Source organism: Pseudarthrobacter ribosi (assembly GCF_055412865.1).
In genome coordinates this window covers 210445-228821 of record NZ_JBVAYZ010000004.1, presented here as the reverse complement: position 1 = coordinate 228821, position 18377 = coordinate 210445, and the positions used below count along the sequence as shown (strand labels likewise).

Here is an 18377-nt window from a genome sequence, read left to right as displayed (position 1 = left end):
ACGACCGCCCCGGCCGCGCCGGCATTCTGGTTGTGCCGGCCTGCCGCTGGGCGGAGTTCCGGTGACAATCGAGGCCACAGCCGGACCCGGCGAACTCATCACTGCAGAGCCTGCCGTTGCGCACGTAGCCGGTCACGACGCCGGACTGACGACCCTCGGGCGTGTTCCGATCGGCGTTCGCCTGCGCGAGGGCGGCATCATCGAAGTCGCGCTTCCCGCCAACGAGGAAATCGAGGGTCCCGAGGCCCGCGTCGCCGGGGCAGCGGTCCGGGCCCTGGCCAACGGCCGGCGTGTGCCCGTGCTGCTGGTCATCACGGGCGTGGTGGGTGTCAGTGTCGAGGCCCGGCACGTCTACAGCACCTCGATCGCGGCCTCCGCCTTTGCCCTCGTGGGTGAAAGCCCCGTCGACCGCGTGATCGCGCACTACCTGCTGCGGTCGAAGACCGAAACCATCCCGGCGCAGTTTTTTCTGTCCGAGGCTGAGGCTATCGACTGGTTAGGGCACTACACGAGTGAACACTGATCCGCCGGACCCCAGGCTGCACGCCCTCGTCGAAGGCATCGTCCGGATCGCAGGCGGCGATCTGACGACCCGGATTCCGCACTCCGGTGCCAGGGACGACGTCGCCGCGGTCATCGCCGGGATCAACCTGATGGCAGATGACCTGCAGACGATTTACCAGGAACTCGAGGAACGCGTCGAAAGCCGGACGGCGATGCTGCGCGAAGCCCAGGTCGAGCTCGAACGGATGGCGCTGACCGACCCGCTGACCCAGCTTGCCAACCGGACCGCGCTCAACTCGGTCCTGAGCCACGCCCTTGCGGAGACGAGCCGGGGCGAACTGCCGCCGGCACTGCTGGTCCTCGATCTCGACTCCTTCAAAGGCATCAACGACACCCTGGGCCACAGCGCCGGCGACGACGTCCTCCGGGTGATCTCGCGGCGGCTGCAGCAGGCCGTCCGCGACACGGACACGGTCGCGCGTCTCGGCGGCGACGAGTTTGCCGTCATGCTGCCGAAGTCCAACCTGGTGAGGGCCCGCCGGGTCGCCAACAGGATCCTCAAGGCCCTCGGCGAGGGCCTGGAAATCGGGGACCTGCGCATTACCTGCGGCACCAGCATCGGTCTGCGGGTCGCGGAGCCTGGGCAGTCAGTCGACGATCTGGTCATGGAAGCGGACACGGCGATGTACGCCGCCAAAGCCCAGCCGCACAGCAGCATCAAGGTGTTCGAGCCGGCGCTGCTCTATGCCCGCAGGCTCCAGAGCGTCATGATCACCGAACTGCGTGAGGCGATCCGCCAGGACCAGCTCACCCTGCACTACCAGCCGGTGGTGGAACTTGCGACCGGCAGGATCGAAGGCGTTGAGGCGCTGGTGCGCTGGAACCATCCGGAGCGCGGCCTGCTGATGCCCGATTCGTTCATCCCGCTGGCTGAAGAGACCGGGATGATCGTGGATCTGGGCCACTGGGTTCTCCAGAACGCTGTGCGCCAACTGCGGCGTTGGCAGCAGGAGCTGAACGTGGACGACAGCTTCAATGTCCGCGTCAACATCTCAACGACCGAGCTGCAGAACCTCGACTTGATCGATCACGTCCGCGACATCCTACGGGAAACCGGCGTGGACGCCGCCAACCTTATTGTCGAACTCACAGAGTCCATGGCCGTCAACGGCGGGGACGTGGACCAGTACTCCCTGAGCGGGCTGCGGCGCCTGGGCGTGCAGCTCGAAATCGATGACTTTGGCACCGGCTATTCATCCATCAGCTACCTGCGGAAACTGCCGGTCAACGTGGTCAAGATCGACAAGAGCCTGATCTCCGGGCTGGGATCGGACCAGGAGCAGAGTAACTTCGTCGCGGCGGTGCTTCATCTCATCGACGCCTGCGGGCTCAAGGCTGTTGCCGAGGGTATCGAGACAGCTGAGCAGGCCGCCGAACTGGTCCGGCTGGGCTGCGCGAGCGGGCAAGGCTACTACTTCAGCCGGCCCGTGCCAGCGGCGCAGATCGAGGCGCTGATTAGTCCGGCGGCGCCGGGCGCGTAGGCGCAGTCGCGCCCCCCTTGCCCTGTTCAGGCCTTTGTCCGCGGGTGTTAAGCAATAACGGCGGGTACCGGAAGTCGCCTTCCTGTACCCGCCGTTCGGTCCGTCTCCCTTAGTACTTGGGAGTGGAATTCGGCCACCACTGCGGAGCTGCAACCGGAGTCTGTCCCGAGTTGTCACCGCTTGCAGAGATTGCGGCCGTTGCGGAAAAGCCCGCCACGGCAAGTGCGCCGACGACGAGGAAAGTTGCGAGGGTTTTCTTCATTGGGAGCTCCTGATACGTAAGAGGCTGATGTGACTCATGTGGTGCAAGTTCAGTATAGGGGCATAAGACACGCCGAAGGACAACAATTTCCGCCGGACCCGGAAAAGCTGTGTTATTCGCGCGAACCTGAGCATTTCCTGTGGCAATACTGCGCGGGAAATGCTTGCACCCTTGGTACTTTTTGTCCCCTGTGGCAACGGATAATTGAGTTATGCAACAAAACGCCGTCTCTCCCTCCTATGTCACCGCTGAGCTGCAGGCGCGGGACCATTGGGCCAACCATGGGTTTATCGAGGCTGCCAGCAGTGCTCGCAGTGCTGCGGAAATTGCTCTTGACGCCGGGGACACCGAATCGTGGTGGAACATGACTTTCTTCCAAGCGGAAAGCCTTCTTGCCGCCGGACAGTTCGAGGAGTGCGCCGGCGTCGCTACAGCACTGATAGGCCAACCGCTCCCCGCCGGGGCACGGCTGCAGGCGAGGGTGAGAATTCTTTTGTCCAAGGCGTGGCAGGGTGCGGGGATGCTCGAAAAAGCTGCTGAAGAAGCGAGGGCGGCCGCTGATCTAATGGCCGATGACGCTGACGACGAGGTAAGTGTCACGGCCAGCCTGGCTCTGATCGCTGCGCTAGGAGAAAGCGGCAGGCTGGACGAGGCCTGGACCGTAAGTCTTAATCTGGCCAGCGTGATCTCGCCTGAAGTCGATGATCAGTTGTTGGGAAATGTTTACTGGGCCATTGGCAATGTGGCATTTCTCAACAGCAGGATTGATGAAGGCCTGCGGTTCCATGACTTGGCAGCTGGCACTCTTTCGCCGGGAAGGAATCTGGAGGTTTGGGCTAGATTCAACAATGCGTCCGCGGCGATGCGGCTGGCCGCAGATGTCGCCGATTCGGCCACCCTTCGGTGTATCGAACGAGCCGAATTGGCCACTGACGTCATCGGCGGAAGCGAGGAGAACGTTCTGTTGCAGAAGTTGAACCGCGGCCACTGGAACTTTCTGGCCGGGGATCCGGCAACGGCTGTCGAGCTACTGGACGATGTCTGCGAGCGTGAAGACGTGCTCCAGCCACACACTTTGGGGGAAGCCTGCCTATTGCTGGGACGGGCACAGAAGGCGCTTGGCGACAGGCCGGTAGCAGACCGGAACCTGCTGAAGGCTGCAATCTATTTTGAGGCTGCCGGTGCAAAGCAGCGTGCGGACCAGGCCCGGGAGTACCTGACAGCCGACGTATGAGCCCGGCTGGATAACACTGCCCGCCCGTTTCCTGTGCCCCGCGCTGAGCATCCTCTCCGAAAGCCGCGGCGGATGGACATAGCAGGATTGTGTCCGGTGGCCGTGCCTAGGACTGGGCATGTCCCGCGGTGGGAGCCGCGGCCGGTGCCCGCTTGCGGCCCAGGAATACCGCTGCGCCGCCAGCCACCAGGCTCAGCACCAGCAGCACCCAGCCTGCGGTGGTGAGCCCCGAGGCCAGGGCAACCTGGCCGGCGTCGACCGTTTCCGCGGACATCATCGAGTCAATGGCCGCGTTGCCCCACAGCCGGACGGCGGCGAACAGCAGGGGGACAGCCCACAGCCCCCAGCGCAACGCCTTGCGTGCCACGTTCGTACCGATGAGCAGCAGCCATGTGAAGCCGAAGATCAGCGGGAAGAGGGTGCCGGCCGTTTTGTGAACGTAGTTGAGCTGGCCGCGGGCCGCCTCGTCCATCGCGAGGCGCAGTTGCTCCACAAAGCCTAGGTCGAAGCCCCCGACCAGGGAGTCGGGCATGGCCAGGCCGCCGCTGAGCTGGGTGAGCTGGTTCAGGGTGAGTAGGTGGACGTACCAGAACAGGAACAGGCTCACCACGACACCGGCTATCAAAATCAGGTTGCTGTTGTTCTGCGCCTTCTGCGGGGTCCGGCTGGTGCTGGGGTTGATCACCGACGGCAGCTGGTGCTGGGGGACGACGGCGTTGGCGCCGTGCTTTTTCATTCGCTGTGCGGGTGTCTTGGCCATGGCACCATTATCGCCCGTCCCGACCGGGAGGCCGGCGCGGTCCGAGCGCCGGTCGGACTGCCGCCTGTTCACTGCCGGTGGGCGCCGATAGGCTGGAGGGCGTGACCGAACTAGGAAAGCACCGGCTCGGCCGGCACAGCACCGCTGAACTCAACCCCGCCCTGGACGACTATCAGCTGGCCGAGGCTCTCGCGCGCGAGGCCGGGACCCTGGCACTGCTCATGCGGCAGGCCGGGCTGGAAGGCCGGCAAAAGACATCCGTTTCCGACGTCGTCACCGCCGCGGACCACGCGGCCGAGGCCTACGTGCTCGAACAGCTTCAGCGCTGCCGGCCCGACGACGGCATCCTCGGCGAAGAGGGCGCCTCCGTGGCAGGCACCAGCGGCAGGACCTGGGTGATCGACCCCGTCGACGGGACCTACAACTTCCTGCACGGCTCCACGTACTGGTGCTCGGCCATTGCGCTCAAGGACTCCTCCGGAGTGTTGCTCGGCGGGATCTACCAGCCGGAGGAGGACAAGCTCTGGCTCGGCGGAACAGACCGCCCCTCCACGCTTAATAGCGAACGCCTGACCACGTTCGGGCCGGACGGCATCACAGGCGGTCGTTCAAACACTCCGTTAGCCGAACTTGGCGCCGCGACCTACATCCACCCCACCTGGCTCGCCGACCCGATGTGCGCCATGCCCTGGCACGCCGCCGCGACCTCGGCCGCCGCGCTGCGCATGTTCGGCTCCGGGTCCTGCGACCTCAGCCGGGTGGCCGACGGTGGACTGGGCTGCTGGTTCCAGCACAGCTGCCCGGAATGGGACTGGCTGCCGGGCCAGGCGATTGTCCGTGCGGCCGGCGGCGCCACCGACGTCGTCCGGGTCAACGGACTCGACTGGTTCGTCGCCGGGGGCGCGACGGCGGTCCGGGAACTCCGCGCCGCCCTGGAATCCGGCTCCGCGGGGTAGATCCGGGCGGAGACCCCCCCCGCCGGGGGACATGCCCATTGTTGGTGGCGGGGGATGGACATACTGGCATTATGTCCAGTGGCCCCGGGCAGGGGAGGGCATGTCCGGACGCGGGGCGCTGTGAGGGCCGGGGGACATGCCCATTGTTGGTGGCGGGGCATGGACATACTGGCATTATGTCCAGTGGCCCCGGGCAGGGGAGGGCATGTCCGGACGCGGGCGCTGTGAGGGCCGGGGGACATGCCCATTGTTGGTGGCGGGGGATGGACATACTGGCATTATGTCCAGTGGCCGCGGGCAGGGGAGGGCATGTCCGGACGCGGGGCGCTGTGAGGGCCGGGGGACATGCCCATTGTTGGTGGCGGGGCATGCGCATATTGGCATTATGTCCAGTGGCCGCGGGCAGGGGAGGGCATGTCCCGACGGGGCGGACGCCGGTGTCAGTGGCACCGCCTAGACTTGTTAACACCATGGATATGTTGTTTGACCCCTACGCCGACGGACCCTTCCAAGCTGCCACGAAGACGGCGGCGAGCATGAAAACGCCCGCGGGAACGGGGACTGCGACCCTGCACGCCGCGGGAAGTCCCGAGCCCCACGGCGTCCACGGGCACAACCCGGCAGCGGACGCGGACCACCACCGGCTCCCGGGCGCGGCTGAACTGCTCGAGGGACTGAACCCGCAGCAGGAAGAGGCCGTCAAGCACGCCGGCAGCGCCCTGCTGATCGTCGCCGGCGCCGGCTCGGGCAAGACCCGGGTGCTCAGCAACCGGATCGGCTACCTGATCGCCACGCGGCGCGCGCACCACGGCGAGATCCTGGCCATCACCTTCACCAACAAGGCTGCCGCCGAAATGCGGGAGCGGGTCGAAGCCCTCGTCGGCCCCCGGGCCAAGACCATGTGGGTCTCCACCTTCCACTCCTCCTGCGTCCGGATCCTGCGCCGCGAAGCCAAAAACGTCGGCCTGAACTCCAACTTCTCCATCTACGACTCCGCTGACTCGCTGCGCCTCATCACACTCGTGGCCAAGAACCTGGACATCGATCCGAAGCGCATCGCCCCCAAGGCGATCCAGCACAAGATTTCCGCGCTCAAGAATGAACTGATCGATGCGGACAGCTACTCCTCCAGCGCCAACCACAACGACCCCTTCGAACAGTCCGTCGCCGAGGTTTTCAAGGGCTACACGCAGCGGCTGCGCCAGGCCAACGCCATGGACTTCGATGATCTGATCGCCGAGACGGTCTACATGTTCCGCGCCTTCCCTGCGCTTGCCGAGTCCTACCGCCGCCGTTTCCGGCACGTTCTCGTCGACGAATACCAGGACACCAACCACGCCCAGTACGCGCTGGTGCGCGAGATCGTCGGGGAAGGGCCCGGCGCGGCCGAGCTGACCGTCGTCGGCGACTCGGACCAGTCCATCTACGCCTTCCGCGGCGCCGACATCCGCAACATTGTGGAGTTCGAGAAGGACTACCCGGACGCTCGCACCATCAAGCTCGAGCAGAACTACCGCTCCACCCAGACCATCCTCAGCGCCGCCAACTCGGTGATCTCCCGCAACCCCAACCGGCCGGAGAAACGGCTGTGGACCGCGGAAGGCGACGGCGAGAAGATCGTCGGCTATGTCGGCGAGAACGAGCACGACGAGGCCCAGTTCATCGCCAAGGAAATCGACCGACTACAGGACGAGGGCGATCTGCGCCCCGGCGACGTCGCGATCTTCTACCGCACCAACGCCCAGTCCCGCTCGATCGAGGATGTCCTGGTCCGCGTCGGACTGCCGTACAAGGTGGTCGGCGGCACCCGGTTCTACGAGCGCAAGGAAATCAAGGACGCGCTCGCCTACCTGCGGGTCCTGGTCAACCCGGACGACGACGTCAACCTGCGCCGCATCCTGAACGAGCCCAAACGCGGCATCGGCGACCGGGCCGAGGGCGCCGTAGCCTCCCTCGCGCAACGCGACCGGATCTCGTTTATGGCCGCCGCCCGCCGCGCCGACGAGGCCCCTGGCATGGCCACCCGTTCCGTCAACGCCGTGCTGGGCTTCGTGAAACTCCTCGACGACCTCGCCGAGGTGGCCTCCGGCTCCGGCGCGGCCGCTGCCCTGGAAGCCGTCCTGGAACAGACCGGCTATCTCGCCACCCTTCGGTCCAGCACCGACCCGCAGGACGAGTCCCGGGTGGAGAACCTCGCGGAACTCGTCGCCGTCGTGCGTGAATACGAGCGCGATAACCCCGAGGGTTCCCTCGGCGCCTTCCTGGAGGGGGTCTCCCTCGTCGCCGACGCCGACCAGATCCCCGACGCCCCGGCGGGGTCCCCCGACCAGCTGGCCGCCGCCGTCGCCGAAGCCAAGCGGCTCGGCGTCGTCACCCTGATGACCCTGCACACCGCCAAGGGGCTGGAGTTCCCGGTGGTGTTCCTGACCGGCATGGAGCACGGACTGTTCCCGCACCAGCGCTCCGCCACCGACCCGAAAGAGCTCGCCGAGGAACGCCGGCTGGCCTACGTGGGCCTGACCCGGGCACGGAAACGTCTCTACCTGACCCGCTCCGAGGTGCGCAGCATGTGGGGCCAGAGCCAGTACAACCCCGCCAGCCAGTTCATCGAGGAAATCCCCGCCGAGCTGGTCGAGTGGAAGCGCGAAGGCTCCACCCGCCAGACCGGCGGCTGGGGCGGCGGCGCCTCCATCGGCTCCAGCCGGTACGGCGGATCCTTCTGGGGAGCCGGCACGGCGCGCGGAGCCGAGGCCAGCCCGACCGCCGGCTTCAACGCCGACGTTCCCGCCGCCATCGCCAAGAACCGCGTGCAGCCGCAGAAGGAAATCGTCGCCGTCAGCGTGGGCGACAAGGTCAACCACACGAGCTTCGGCAACGGCACCGTGCTGGCCGTCGAGGGCGCGGGGGACAAAATGGTCGCTAAGGTGAAGTTCAGCATCGGCGAAAAACGGCTCCTGCTCCGGTACGCCCCGCTGACCAAGCTCGACGCCTAAACTCAGGCATGAAAGTTTTGCTGGCGAGCCAGGCCATCGCCGGACACTTCAATCCCCTGACCGGCATCGGCGTCCGTTTGAAGGACGAGGGCCACGAGGTCGGCTGGTACACGGGCCGCACGCTCGCCGGCAGACTGGACCAGCTGGGCATCCCGCACTACCCGTTCGACCGCGCGATTGAGCACACCGGGGACAACCTCAACGAGCTCTACCCGCAGCGCGCGAAACTCAAGGGACCGATGGCCATCCGGTTCGACGGCGAAAGGATCTTTGCCAGCAACGTCACCAACTTCTTCGAAGACATCAGGGACGTGCACCGGCGCTTTCCATTCGAGGTCGTCGTTATGGACAACACCATGTTTATCCAGCGGCTTGTGGCCGTCGTCCTGGGCAAGACAGTGGTCAGCTTCGTCCCTATCGGCAATATGGAAAGCGATCCGCTCGTGCCCCCGATGTTCTTCGGCTTCGCCCCGGCACGGAACCGGGTCGACAAGGCCCTCCATGCCGGTGCGCGGCTGGTTTCGGACCAGTTCGTGACCAAGCCTGCGCGGGCCAGCTATGTCCGGCAGCTGCACGGCTACGGTCTCCGCACCGAACGGGGCCACCCCATCACTGACGAGCCCTATCGGTGGTCCGATGCGATCATCCAGACCGGCACCGCGTCCTTGGACTTCCCGCGGCGGAACATCAACCCGAAAGTCCACTACGTCGGCGCCCTGTTGCCGCACCGTGCGGGAGCCGCCGTCGGCCCGGTGACCGCGACCGCGCCGGCCACCGCTCCCGCCGCGGACGCCCAGCAGCCGACGGCGGCGCAGCGGACCTACCGCCGGACCGTCGTCGTCACCCAAGGGACCGTTGACAACAGGGATCCGGCCAAACTGATAATCCCCACCATCGACGCGCTAAAGGACACGGACTCCCGCATTGTGGTGGCAACTGGAGGTGTGGGAACCGAAGCTCTACGGCGGCGGTATCCGCAGCCGAACATCGTCGTCGAGGACTACGTCGACTTTGCCCGGGTTTTTCCCTTCACCGATGTTTTCGTCACCAACGGCGGGTTCGGCGGGGTGTTGTTGAGCCTGTCCCACGGAGTTCCCCTTGTGACGGCGGGACTCAACGAGGGCAAGAGCGATGTTAATGCCCGGGTGGAATACGCCGGCGTCGGGGTGAACCTGAAGACCGAGAACCCCAGCGCCGCGTCGATCCGCTCCGCCGTCGACACCGTGCTGGGGGACCCGTCCTGGCGGGAACGGGCGCAGGCCATGCGTGGGCAGTTCGAAGCCGAAGACAGCGTCGGCGCCGCCGTGGACGTCATTAAAGCCGCCGTCGCGGGCTGACGCAGGCACCCGTACGCACCCGGCGTCGGGGGCTGACGCCGGCAGCCGCCGGTGCCCGTGGTCCCTGCAGGCATAATGGAGCCCATGCGACGGACACTTCTGGGGATCCTGGCCGCCCTCATCCTGCTGGCAGCCACGGCGTGCAGCGTCACGCAGAAGGACCCGGACTATGTCCCGCCCGCACCGCTGCCTGTCCTCGAGCAGCTCACGGAGGCGGCCCTCGCGGACGCGGCCCCGTATGCCGCAGGCCAGGACATCCTCAGCTTTGTCACCGAGGACCGGAATGTGGTCTGCTCCCTGACCTCGGCCCGCGGCGAGCACGTGAACCTGCCGTATGAGCAGAGCGGCTACGCCGACCCCGCCAACAACAAGCTGGCGACCGTCCCGGTGGCGCACTGCGAACTGGCGGCCTACCCCGCGCCGGACGCGAAGGACATCACGGACGACTGCGGCGGGACGGGCCTGGGCTACCTCGGCGGCGTCGCGCTGCTCACCCCGGAACGCGCCGGCTACGGCGAATGCCGCTCCGGCGTCACACAGCAGGAAGCCGAATCCGGGCCCCAAGGAAGCCGACAGGGCCCGATATCCCAGCTTCGCGTCCTCGGCGAGGGCCAAAACCTGGAGCGCAACGGACTGCGCTGCTCGGCCTACAACGGCGGAGTCGCCTGCGGAAACGTCTCCGCCGGCGTCGCATTCTTCGTGTCGCGCGAGCGTTACGAAGTGATCTCCGACGCCGGGAAAACAGCCACCCAGGCACCTTCAGACGCTCCAAAAACCCCGTAATCTAGCGGTTTTTCTACGCTCCATAGAATAGTGTCCTTCCTCACATAACGGGTACTCTGGGACAGGCCCCTCCCAACGAAGGGCTAGAGTTCGAAAGAGGAGCATTGCGCCGTGTGGCTCGTTTCCAGCCAGTCGCAGGGTGCGTTTATTCCGCAGCCCGGTAACCGCGATAACGTGGGGTCCGGCTGTACAGAAACTACTTCGACGTAGAAGGACACTAAACCGTGGACCTGTTTGAATACCAGGCGCGCGATATGTTCGAGGCGCACGGTGTACCCGTGCTTGCTGGCATCGTGGCGCATACCCCTGAAGAAGCAAAGGCAGCTGCCGAGAAAATCGGCGGCGTAACCGTCGTAAAGGCGCAGGTCAAGGCCGGAGGCCGCGGCAAAGCCGGCGGCGTCAAGGTCGCCAAGACCGCTGACGAGGCGTTTGAACACTCCACCAACATCCTCGGGATGGACATCAAGGGTCACACCGTCCACCGCGTGATGATCGCCCAGGGTGCGGATATCGCCGAGGAATACTACTTCTCCGTTCTTCTGGACCGGGCCAACCGCAACTACCTGGCCATGTGCTCGGTTGAAGGCGGCATGGAAATCGAGCAGCTCGCCGTTGAGCGCCCCGACGCCCTGGCCAAGATCGCCATCGACCCGGCCGTCGGTATCGACCAGGCCAAGGCCGACGAAATTGTCGCCGCTGCGGGCTTCGCCGAGGAGCTGCGCGGCAAGGTCGCCGGCGTCATCCTGAAGCTCTGGGACGTTTTCAAGAAGGAAGACGCCACCCTCGTGGAGGTCAACCCGCTGGTCCTGACCGGCGCCGGTGACATCGTTGCCCTCGACGGCAAGGTCTCCCTCGACGAGAACGCCGACTTCCGCCACCCCAAGCACGCCCACCTTGAAGACAAGGACGCTGCTGACCCGCTCGAGGCCAAGGCCAAGGCGCAGGACCTCAACTACGTCAAGCTGGACGGCTCCGTGGGCATCATCGGTAACGGTGCCGGCCTGGTCATGTCCACGCTCGACGTCGTTGCCTACGCCGGCGAGAACCACGGCAACGTCAAGCCCGCCAACTTCCTGGACATCGGCGGTGGAGCTTCCGCCGAGGTCATGGCAGCAGGCCTCGACGTCATCCTGGGCGACCCGCAGGTCAAGTCCGTCTTCGTCAACGTCTTCGGCGGCATCACCGCCTGTGACGCCGTCGCCAAGGGCATCGTCGGTGCACTGGCCGAGCTGGGCCACTCCGCGAACAAGCCGCTGGTAGTCCGCCTCGACGGCAACAACGTTGAGGAAGGCCGCCGCATCCTGGCCGAGGCCAACCACCCGCTGGTTACCCTGGCAGCCACCATGGACGAGGGCGCCGACAAGGCTGCCGAGCTCGCCAACGCAGCGAAGTAAAGGGACTCGACTATGTCTATTTATCTGAACAAGGACTCCAAGGTCATCGTCCAGGGCATCACCGGCGGCGAAGGCACCAAGCACACCGCCCTGATGCTGAAGGCCGGCACCAACGTTGTCGGCGGCGTCAACGCCCGCAAGGCCGGCACCACGGTCCTGCACGGCGACAACGAGATCACCGTCTTCGGCACCGTCAAGGAAGCCATGGCCGAGACCGGCGCTGACGTCTCCATCGTCTTCGTCCCCCCGGCCTTCACCAAGGACGCCGTCGTTGAGGCCATCGAGGCCGGCATCGGCCTGGTTGTCGTCATCACCGAAGGTGTGCCGGTGCAGGACTCTGCCGAGTTCTGGGCCCTCGCGCAGTCCAAGGTCGACGCCAACGGCAAGCAGGTCACCCGCATCATCGGACCGAACTGCCCCGGCATCATCACCCCCGGCGAGGCCCTCGTGGGCATCACCCCGGCAAACATCACGGGCAAGGGCCCCATCGGCCTCGTCTCCAAGTCAGGCACCCTGACCTACCAGATGATGTACGAACTGCGCGACCTGGGCTTCTCCACCGCCATCGGCATCGGCGGCGACCCGGTCATCGGCACCACCCACATCGATGCCCTCGAAGCCTTCGAAGCTGACCCGGACACCAAGGCGATCGTCATGATCGGCGAAATCGGCGGCGACGCCGAGGAGCGTGCCGCCGATTACATCAAGGCACACGTCACCAAGCCGGTTGTTGGCTACGTCGCCGGCTTCACCGCCCCGGAAGGCAAGACCATGGGCCACGCCGGCGCCATCGTCTCGGGCTCCGCGGGCACCGCCCAGGCCAAGAAGGAAGCCCTCGAGGCTGCCGGCGTCAAGGTCGGCAAGACGCCGTCCGAGACCGCCAAGCTCCTGCGCGAGGTCTTCGCAGCCCTCTAGGGCCGAAGCACCACAAGCACCAACACAACGCGGGGTCACTTCCGGCCCGTCCCACTCGCTGGGATGGGTCCGGAGCGACCCCGCGTTGTCTGTTTAAGCACGACGGCGGCAGGCCACCTTCCCCGGGGAGGTGACCTGCCGCCGTCGTGCTATCCCGCTCTGCCCGCTGCCGGTGCCGGGCCTCAGACTTTGGCGCCGGCCAGGAGTTCGTCGAGCCGCTCGTAGCCTTCGGTCAGCCCGCCTTCCATGCCGGACTGCGCCATGCCGTCGCGGGCCTCCATGCTGGGATAGACCCCGTGGGCCTTCAGCCGGGTGCGTCCGCCGCCGAGATCCTCGAAGGTCAGGAACTCGATGCTGACGACATCCGGGTAGCCGTCGAACTCAAAGGTCTGGATGGCGAAGTCGTTTTCCCGGACCGTGTGGAAGACGCCGTTGAAGCCGTAGGCGGCGCCGTCCGGTCCCGTGTGGGTGTAGCGGTAGCTGCCGCCGGTGCGGAAATCGTAGTGGTCGACGTCCATTTTCAGCCGCCGCGGGCCGAGCCACTGGGCGACGAGTGCGGGCTCCTTGTGGGCCCGGAACACGTCGGCGACGGGAAAGTCGAACTCCCGCTCGCAATCGATGAAGGGCAGTCCCTCCGGGACACTGAGTTTCAGGGCGTTGGTCATGATGACGAGTCCTTTGCCTGGGTGCCGCGTGCCGCGGCGTTTGATTGGAGCACGGCGTCAAGGCTGCGGAACTGCTCCTCGCGGACCAGCCGGTACTGGTCGATCCATGCGGTGAGTGCCTCCAGCCGTGCTGGGTTCAGGTGGACGGGCCGGCGCTGGGCGTCACGGGTGCGCGTGACCAGCTGCGCTTGCTCGAGGACCTGGATGTGTTTCGAGACCGCCTGCTTGGTGATCGCGAAAGGTTCCGCCAGATCATTCACGGTGGCCGGACCCCGGCTGAGCCGGGAGATGATGCGGCGACGGACCGGGTCGGCGAGGGCCAGGAAGGCCGAGTCGAGCTGATCGTCGTCGCGTTCGTCCACTGGGTGCCCACCTCCCGTCCCGGATCCGACAGTGACGGTGCTTGGTCACTGCTAGCCAACTCTGTATTCAACCGTTTCATTGATCAATCTCTAGGTTGTTAACGCTACGCCTGGCGCCCGGTCTGCGCAAGTGCCCGCGTTGCTGGTTAGCCTTGCACCCTCCCTCGGCCATTTGTTAGTATGTCAGGACAAACTAATGAAGGAGTGGCCGGTGCCGCTCGTGCGAATCGACGTCAACCAGGGCCGGACCCCGGAGCAGCTCCAGGCGCTCAGCCGGGGAATCCATGACGCCATTGTGGCCATATACGGCATTCCGGAGCGGGACTACTTCCAAACCGAACATCCCGCGGGGCAGATCCTGGCCCAGGATGCCGGCCTCGGCTTCGAGCGGACGCCGGACGTGGTGATGATCCAGATCTTCACCCAGGCCGGGCGCAGTACGTCACCGGAGAGCTGGGCGTGCCCAGTAAATAGCCCGCGGGCGCGCGCCGGCTGCCCGCCAAAACGGCCACGCGGCGGGGGGCATTCAGCCCCTCTGGTGTCATGTTGTAAGTATGTCAGTACAAACCTTTGACAGTACATAGATTCTAAGGCAGAGTAGTGGATGTGGCCCGGCTCACGCCGGCTTCCTAAGCACCGAAGCTCAGGCTGCGCAAAGGTACCGAGTTCACACCAGAAAGGTCCGCGATCACCGTGACCCACGAACTGCTCACGATCGGGCGCATCAGCGTTGATATCTACCCGAACGACATCGGGGTGGATCTGGAGGATGTCACGTCCTTCGGAAAGTACCTTGGCGGATCACCGTCCAACGTCGCCGTTGCCGCCGCCCGCCACGGCCGCCGCACCGCTGTTATCACCCGCACCGGCGACGACGCCTTCGGCCGCTACCTGCACCGCGAACTGCGGAAGTTCAACGTCGACGATGCCTTCGTCACCGCGGTCAAGGAATGGCCCACCGCCGTCACCTTCTGCGCGATCAAGCCGCCGGAGGACTTCCCGCTCTACTTCTACGGCCGCTTCCCCACGGCCCCGGACCTGCAGATCAAGGCCGAGGAGCTGGACCTGGACGCCATTAGGGCCGCCGGCATCTTCTGGTCCACCGTCACCGGCCTGTGCCAGGAACCCAGCCGCAGCGCCCACCTCGCGGCCCACAAGGCGCGGACCCGCACCGGGCTGAAGCCCGGCCAATTCACCATCCTGGACCTCGACTACCGGCCGATGTTCTGGGCCTCCGAAGCCGAAGCCCGGGAACAGGTCGCCAGGATCCTCCCGCACGTCACCGTGGCGATCGGCAACGACAAGGAATGCGCCGTCGCCGTCGGCGAAGGCACCCCGGACGAACAGGCGGACCGGCTGCTCGCGGCCGGCGTCGAGATCGCCGTCGTCAAGCTCGGGCCGGACGGTGTCATGGCCAAAACCCGCACCGAACGCGTCGTCTCCGCCCCCGTGCCGGTGGAAACCGTCAACGGCCTGGGCGCCGGCGACTCCTTCGGCGGAGCCTTCTGCCACGGGCTGCTCTCCGGCTGGCCGCTCGCCCAGGTCCTCGACTTCGCCAACGCCGCCGGCGCGCTGGTCGCCTCCCGGCTGTCCTGCGCCGACGCGATGCCGACGCCAGACGAAGTCACCGGACTGCTCGCCGAACGCGGCCGCCTCGTGCCGGGCACCTACGCCACCGAAGGAGCAACCCTGTGAGTGTCAACCCCGCCGCCGCTACCCTCGCGGTGGATGATGATCCCCGCCGCTACGAACACTTGAGCATCATCCGGCTCGAGGACCCCGACGCGATCGCCCGCGCCGCGAAGGCCCGCCGCCGCCACCCCGGCGTCAAGGCCGGCAAGCAGAACTTCATCGTCGCCGCCGACCACCCGGCCCGCGGCGCCCTCACTGTCGGCAGTGACCCCGTGGCGATGGCCGACCGCCGGCAGCTGCTGGACCGGCTCCAGATCGCCCTGGCCAATCCCGACGTCGACGGCGTGCTGGCCTCCCCGGACATCATGGACGACCTGCTCCTGCTCGGCGCGCTCGAGGGTAAGCTGCTCTTCGGCTCGATGAACCGCGGCGGCCTCTCCGGCCTGGTCAATGAACTTGACGACCGCTTCACCGGCCACACCGCTGCCGCCCTCGAGGCGCTCGGAGCCGACGGCGGCAAGATGCTCACCCGCATCTGCCTGGGCGACGCGGACACCGTCGCCACCCTGGAAGCCACCGCCAAGGCGATCGATTCCCTCGCCGGGCGCAAGCTCATCGCGATGGTGGAGCCGTTCCTGTCCGTCTGGGAGAACGGCAGGGTCCGCAACGACCTCTCCACCAACGCCGTCATCAAATCCGTCGCGATCGCCGAAGGCCTTGGCTCCACCAGCGCCTACACCTGGATGAAGCTCCCGGTGGTGGCCGAAATGGAGCGCGTCATGGCGTCCACCACCATGCCCACCGTGCTCCTCGGCGGCGACCCGGACAGCAGCCAGGACGTCGTCTTTGCGAGCTGGGAAGCAGCCCTCGCCTTGCCGGGCGTCCAGGGCCTGACCGTTGGCCGGACCCTGCTCTACCCGCAGGACGGCGACGTGGCCGGGGCCGTGGCGACCGCCGCCTCGCTGCTGCACCACACCGCATCCACCCGCCCCGCATCCGCCCGCGCCGCAGAAGTATCGGAGTAACGTCCCATGGGAACCAGAACTGCCTCAGGAACACGAAGCATGACCGTCGCGCAGGCGGTGGTCGAATACCTGTCCCAGCAGTACACCGTCGATTCGATCGGCGGCCAGGACTTCCGCGAACGGCTGATCCCGGGCACGTTCGGGATCTTCGGCCACGGCAACGTCGCCGGCGTCGGCCAGGCCCTCAAGCAGTACCAGCAGCTCGATCCCACGATCATGCCGTACTACCAGGGCCGGAATGAGCAGGCCCAGGCGCACCAGGCCGTCGGCTACGCCCGGCACACCCGCCGCCGGCAGACCTTCGCGATCAGCACCTCGATCGGGCCGGGTTCCTCGAACCTGCTCACCGGTGCGGCGCTGGCCACCACCAACCGGCTGCCCGTGCTCCTGCTGCCGAGCGACACCTTCGCCACCCGCGCCGCGGACCCCGTCCTGCAGCAGCTCGAGCAGCCCTACGCCTACGACATCACGGTCAACGACGCGTTCCGTCCGCTGTCCAAGTTCTTCGACCGCGTCTCCCGGCCCGAGCAGCTGTTCTCCGCGTTCCACCACGGCCTCCGGGTGCTGACGGACCCGGCCGAGACCGGCGCCGTGACCATCTCGCTGCCCCAGGACGTCCAGGCCGAGGCCTTCGACGTGCCCGAGGAATTCCTCGCCGAACGCGAATGGCGGATCCGCCGCCCGGACGCCGACGACGAGGACATCCGCCGCGCCGCCGAAGCCATCCGCGCCGCCAAACGCCCGCTCATCATCGCCGGCGGCGGCGTGCTCTACGCCTACGCCAACGAGGAGCTCGCGAGGTTCGCCGAGCTGACCGGCATCCCGGTCGGCAACACCCAGGCCGGCGTCGGCGTCCTGCCCTGGGACCACAAGTTCTCCCTCGGCGCGATCGGCTCCACCGGCACGACGGCGGCCAACGCCATCGCCGCCGAAGCGGACCTGATCATCGGGATCGGCACCCGCTACGAGGACTTCACCACCGCGTCCCGGACCGCATTCCAGAACCCGGGCGTGAAGTTCATCAACATCAATGTCGCCGCGATCGACGCCTACAAGCACGGCAGCTCCCTGCCGATCGTCGCGGACGCCCGCAAGGCCCTGGTGAAGCTGAACCAGGCCCTGGGCGGCTACCGGATCGGCGCCGACCTGGAGCAGCAGATCGCGGCCGAGAAAACCCGCTGGGACGCCACCGTGGACGAGGCCTTCGACACCCGCTTCACCCCGCTGCCGGCCCAGAACGAGATCATCGGCGCCACGCACCGCGCCATGGACGCCCAGGACGTCGTCATCTGCGCCGCCGGGTCCCTCCCGGGCGACCTGCACAAGATGTGGCGCGTCCGGGACCCGTTCGGCTACCACGTCGAATACGCCTACTCCTGCATGGGCTACGAGATCCCCGGCGGCCTCGGCGTCAAGCGCGCCGCGCTGGCCGAAGCCGCGAGGGGCGGGGCGCAGCGCGACGTCGTTGTGATGGTGGGGGACGGTTCCTACCTCATGATGCACACCGAACTGGTCACCGCCGTCGCCGAACGGATCAAGCTGATCGTGGTCCTGATCCAGAACCACGGCTACGCCTCGATCGGTTCGCTCTCCGAATCCCTCGGCTCGCAGCGCTTCGGCACCCAGTACCGGGCCCTCGACGAGGACCACCACAGCTTCGACGACGGCGAGCGGCTCCCCGTGGACCTGGCCCTGAACGCCGAAAGCCTCGGCGTGAAGGTGATCCGGATCGAACCGGGGGAGAAGGTCATCGCGGAGCTGGAACAGGCCGTCCGCGACGCCAAGGCGGCGCCCGAACGCGGCGGTCCGATCCTCATCCACGTGGAATCCGACCCGCTGCTGGACGCCCCCAGCTCCGAGTCCTGGTGGGACGTTCCGGTCTCCCAGGTCGCCGAGCTCGACTCCACGAAACAGGCCTTCCAGACCTACGTCGACCACAAGAGCCGCCAGCGCAAGCTGCTCGGCTGACCCCGGCTCCCAGAGCCACCCGAGATTCCAACCCCCAAGGACATTC

At 66.6% G+C, this 18377-nt stretch carries 17 protein-coding genes; 13 read left to right on the top strand and 4 right to left on the bottom strand.

Features of this window, described 5'->3' with window-relative positions:
- Positions 1–61 precede the first annotated feature (61 nt).
- Positions 62–523 (top strand): DUF7793 family protein, encoded by a 462-nt coding sequence (locus tag ACZYZ5_RS06140; protein WP_463900064.1) that lies wholly within the window; start codon positions 62–64, stop codon positions 521–523.
- On the top strand, positions 513–2045 hold the full coding sequence (locus ACZYZ5_RS06135; protein ID WP_463900063.1) for a putative bifunctional diguanylate cyclase/phosphodiesterase: 1533 nt from the start codon (positions 513–515) through the stop codon (positions 2043–2045). Before ACZYZ5_RS06140 ends, ACZYZ5_RS06135 begins: the two co-directional genes overlap by 11 nt.
- Before the next feature lie 109 nt (positions 2046–2154).
- Here ACZYZ5_RS06135 and ACZYZ5_RS06130 read toward each other — a convergent pair whose 3' ends face one another.
- On the bottom strand, positions 2155–2307 hold the full coding sequence (locus ACZYZ5_RS06130) for a hypothetical protein (RefSeq protein WP_463900061.1): 153 nt from the start codon (positions 2305–2307) through the stop codon (positions 2155–2157).
- A 211-nt stretch (positions 2308–2518) separates the two neighbouring features.
- Between ACZYZ5_RS06130 and ACZYZ5_RS06125 the strand changes: the two genes are divergently transcribed.
- Entirely contained in the window at positions 2519–3541 is a 1023-nt protein-coding gene (locus tag ACZYZ5_RS06125; RefSeq protein ID WP_463900059.1) for a hypothetical protein, read from the top strand.
- Positions 3542–3647: 106 nt separating this feature from the next.
- Here ACZYZ5_RS06125 and ACZYZ5_RS06120 read toward each other — a convergent pair whose 3' ends face one another.
- Positions 3648–4301, bottom strand: coding sequence for a hypothetical protein (locus tag ACZYZ5_RS06120; protein ID WP_463900057.1), 654 nt, complete (start codon positions 4299–4301; stop codon positions 3648–3650).
- Positions 4302–4402: 101 nt separating this feature from the next.
- Here ACZYZ5_RS06120 and ACZYZ5_RS06115 point away from each other — a divergent pair, with 101 nt between their 5' ends.
- From ACZYZ5_RS06115 to sucD, 6 genes are all read left to right on the top strand, one after another.
- A complete protein-coding gene (locus ACZYZ5_RS06115; RefSeq protein WP_463900055.1) occupies positions 4403–5257 on the top strand; it encodes an inositol monophosphatase family protein in 855 nt (284 codons plus the stop codon).
- A gap of 476 nt (positions 5258–5733) precedes the next feature.
- A complete protein-coding gene (gene pcrA, locus ACZYZ5_RS06110) occupies positions 5734–8250 on the top strand; it encodes a DNA helicase PcrA (protein WP_463900190.1) in 2517 nt (838 codons plus the stop codon).
- 8 nt (positions 8251–8258) lie between these two features.
- Positions 8259–9587, top strand: a complete 1329-nt coding sequence (locus tag ACZYZ5_RS06105) for a glycosyltransferase (protein ID WP_463900053.1) — start codon at positions 8259–8261, stop codon at positions 9585–9587.
- 75 nt (positions 9588–9662) lie between these two features.
- The gene (locus tag ACZYZ5_RS06100; RefSeq protein ID WP_463900051.1) at positions 9663–10370 is read left to right on the top strand and encodes a hypothetical protein; all 708 of its coding nucleotides are present in this window, start codon (positions 9663–9665) and stop codon (positions 10368–10370) included.
- 224 nt (positions 10371–10594) lie between these two features.
- On the top strand, positions 10595–11764 hold the full coding sequence (gene sucC / locus ACZYZ5_RS06095; RefSeq protein WP_463900050.1) for an ADP-forming succinate--CoA ligase subunit beta: 1170 nt from the start codon (positions 10595–10597) through the stop codon (positions 11762–11764).
- 12 nt (positions 11765–11776) lie between these two features.
- Positions 11777–12679, top strand: coding sequence for a succinate--CoA ligase subunit alpha (gene sucD, locus ACZYZ5_RS06090; RefSeq protein WP_463900048.1), 903 nt, complete (start codon positions 11777–11779; stop codon positions 12677–12679).
- A gap of 182 nt (positions 12680–12861) precedes the next feature.
- On the opposite strand, the gene ACZYZ5_RS06085 is transcribed toward sucD, so the two are convergent.
- Together ACZYZ5_RS06085 and ACZYZ5_RS06080 are read right to left on the bottom strand one after the other, a co-directional pair.
- Positions 12862–13344: an SRPBCC family protein gene (locus ACZYZ5_RS06085; protein ID WP_463900046.1), complete on the bottom strand. Its 483-nt coding sequence runs from the start codon at positions 13342–13344 to the stop codon at positions 12862–12864.
- A complete protein-coding gene (locus ACZYZ5_RS06080; protein ID WP_463900044.1) occupies positions 13341–13706 on the bottom strand; it encodes an ArsR/SmtB family transcription factor in 366 nt (121 codons plus the stop codon). Before ACZYZ5_RS06080 ends, ACZYZ5_RS06085 begins: the two co-directional genes overlap by 4 nt.
- 211 nt (positions 13707–13917) lie before the next feature.
- On the opposite strand from ACZYZ5_RS06080, the gene ACZYZ5_RS06075 reads away from it, so the two are divergent.
- The 4 genes from ACZYZ5_RS06075 to iolD all read left to right on the top strand — a co-directional run bounded on the left by ACZYZ5_RS06075 (position 13918) and on the right by iolD (position 18331).
- Complete coding sequence (locus tag ACZYZ5_RS06075; RefSeq protein WP_463900189.1) at positions 13918–14280, top strand: tautomerase family protein; 363 nt, start codon at positions 13918–13920, stop codon at positions 14278–14280.
- A gap of 119 nt (positions 14281–14399) precedes the next feature.
- Positions 14400–15401, top strand: a complete 1002-nt coding sequence (gene iolC / locus ACZYZ5_RS06070) for a 5-dehydro-2-deoxygluconokinase (RefSeq protein WP_463900042.1) — start codon at positions 14400–14402, stop codon at positions 15399–15401.
- Positions 15398–16363: a Cgl0159 family (beta/alpha)8-fold protein gene (locus tag ACZYZ5_RS06065; protein ID WP_463900040.1), complete on the top strand. Its 966-nt coding sequence runs from the start codon at positions 15398–15400 to the stop codon at positions 16361–16363. The genes iolC and ACZYZ5_RS06065 overlap by 4 nt, the downstream gene beginning before the upstream one ends.
- Before the next feature lie 39 nt (positions 16364–16402).
- Positions 16403–18331, top strand: a complete 1929-nt coding sequence (gene iolD, locus ACZYZ5_RS06060; RefSeq protein WP_463900038.1) for a 3D-(3,5/4)-trihydroxycyclohexane-1,2-dione acylhydrolase (decyclizing) — start codon at positions 16403–16405, stop codon at positions 18329–18331.
- Positions 18332–18377 lie beyond the last annotated feature (46 nt).

What these genes read in the sequence shown, in the direction of transcription:
- ACZYZ5_RS06130 (WP_463900061.1), bottom strand. Translation starts at nt 2,307, where the DNA reads ATGAAGAAAACCCTCGCAACTTTCCTCGTCGTCGGCGCACTTGCCGTG.
- ACZYZ5_RS06125 (WP_463900059.1), top strand. Translation starts at nt 2,519, where the DNA reads ATGCAACAAAACGCCGTCTCTCCCTCCTATGTCACCGCTGAGCTGCAG.
- ACZYZ5_RS06120 (WP_463900057.1), bottom strand. Translation starts at nt 4,301, where the DNA reads ATGGCCAAGACACCCGCACAGCGAATGAAAAAGCACGGCGCCAACGCC.
- pcrA (WP_463900190.1), top strand. Translation starts at nt 5,734, where the DNA reads ATGTTGTTTGACCCCTACGCCGACGGACCCTTCCAAGCTGCCACGAAG.
- ACZYZ5_RS06105 (WP_463900053.1), top strand. Translation starts at nt 8,259, where the DNA reads ATGAAAGTTTTGCTGGCGAGCCAGGCCATCGCCGGACACTTCAATCCC.
- ACZYZ5_RS06100 (WP_463900051.1), top strand. Translation starts at nt 9,663, where the DNA reads ATGGAGCCCATGCGACGGACACTTCTGGGGATCCTGGCCGCCCTCATC.
- sucD (WP_463900048.1), top strand. Translation starts at nt 11,777, where the DNA reads ATGTCTATTTATCTGAACAAGGACTCCAAGGTCATCGTCCAGGGCATC.
- ACZYZ5_RS06085 (WP_463900046.1), bottom strand. Translation starts at nt 13,344, where the DNA reads ATGACCAACGCCCTGAAACTCAGTGTCCCGGAGGGACTGCCCTTCATC.
- iolD (WP_463900038.1), top strand. Translation starts at nt 16,403, where the DNA reads ATGACCGTCGCGCAGGCGGTGGTCGAATACCTGTCCCAGCAGTACACC.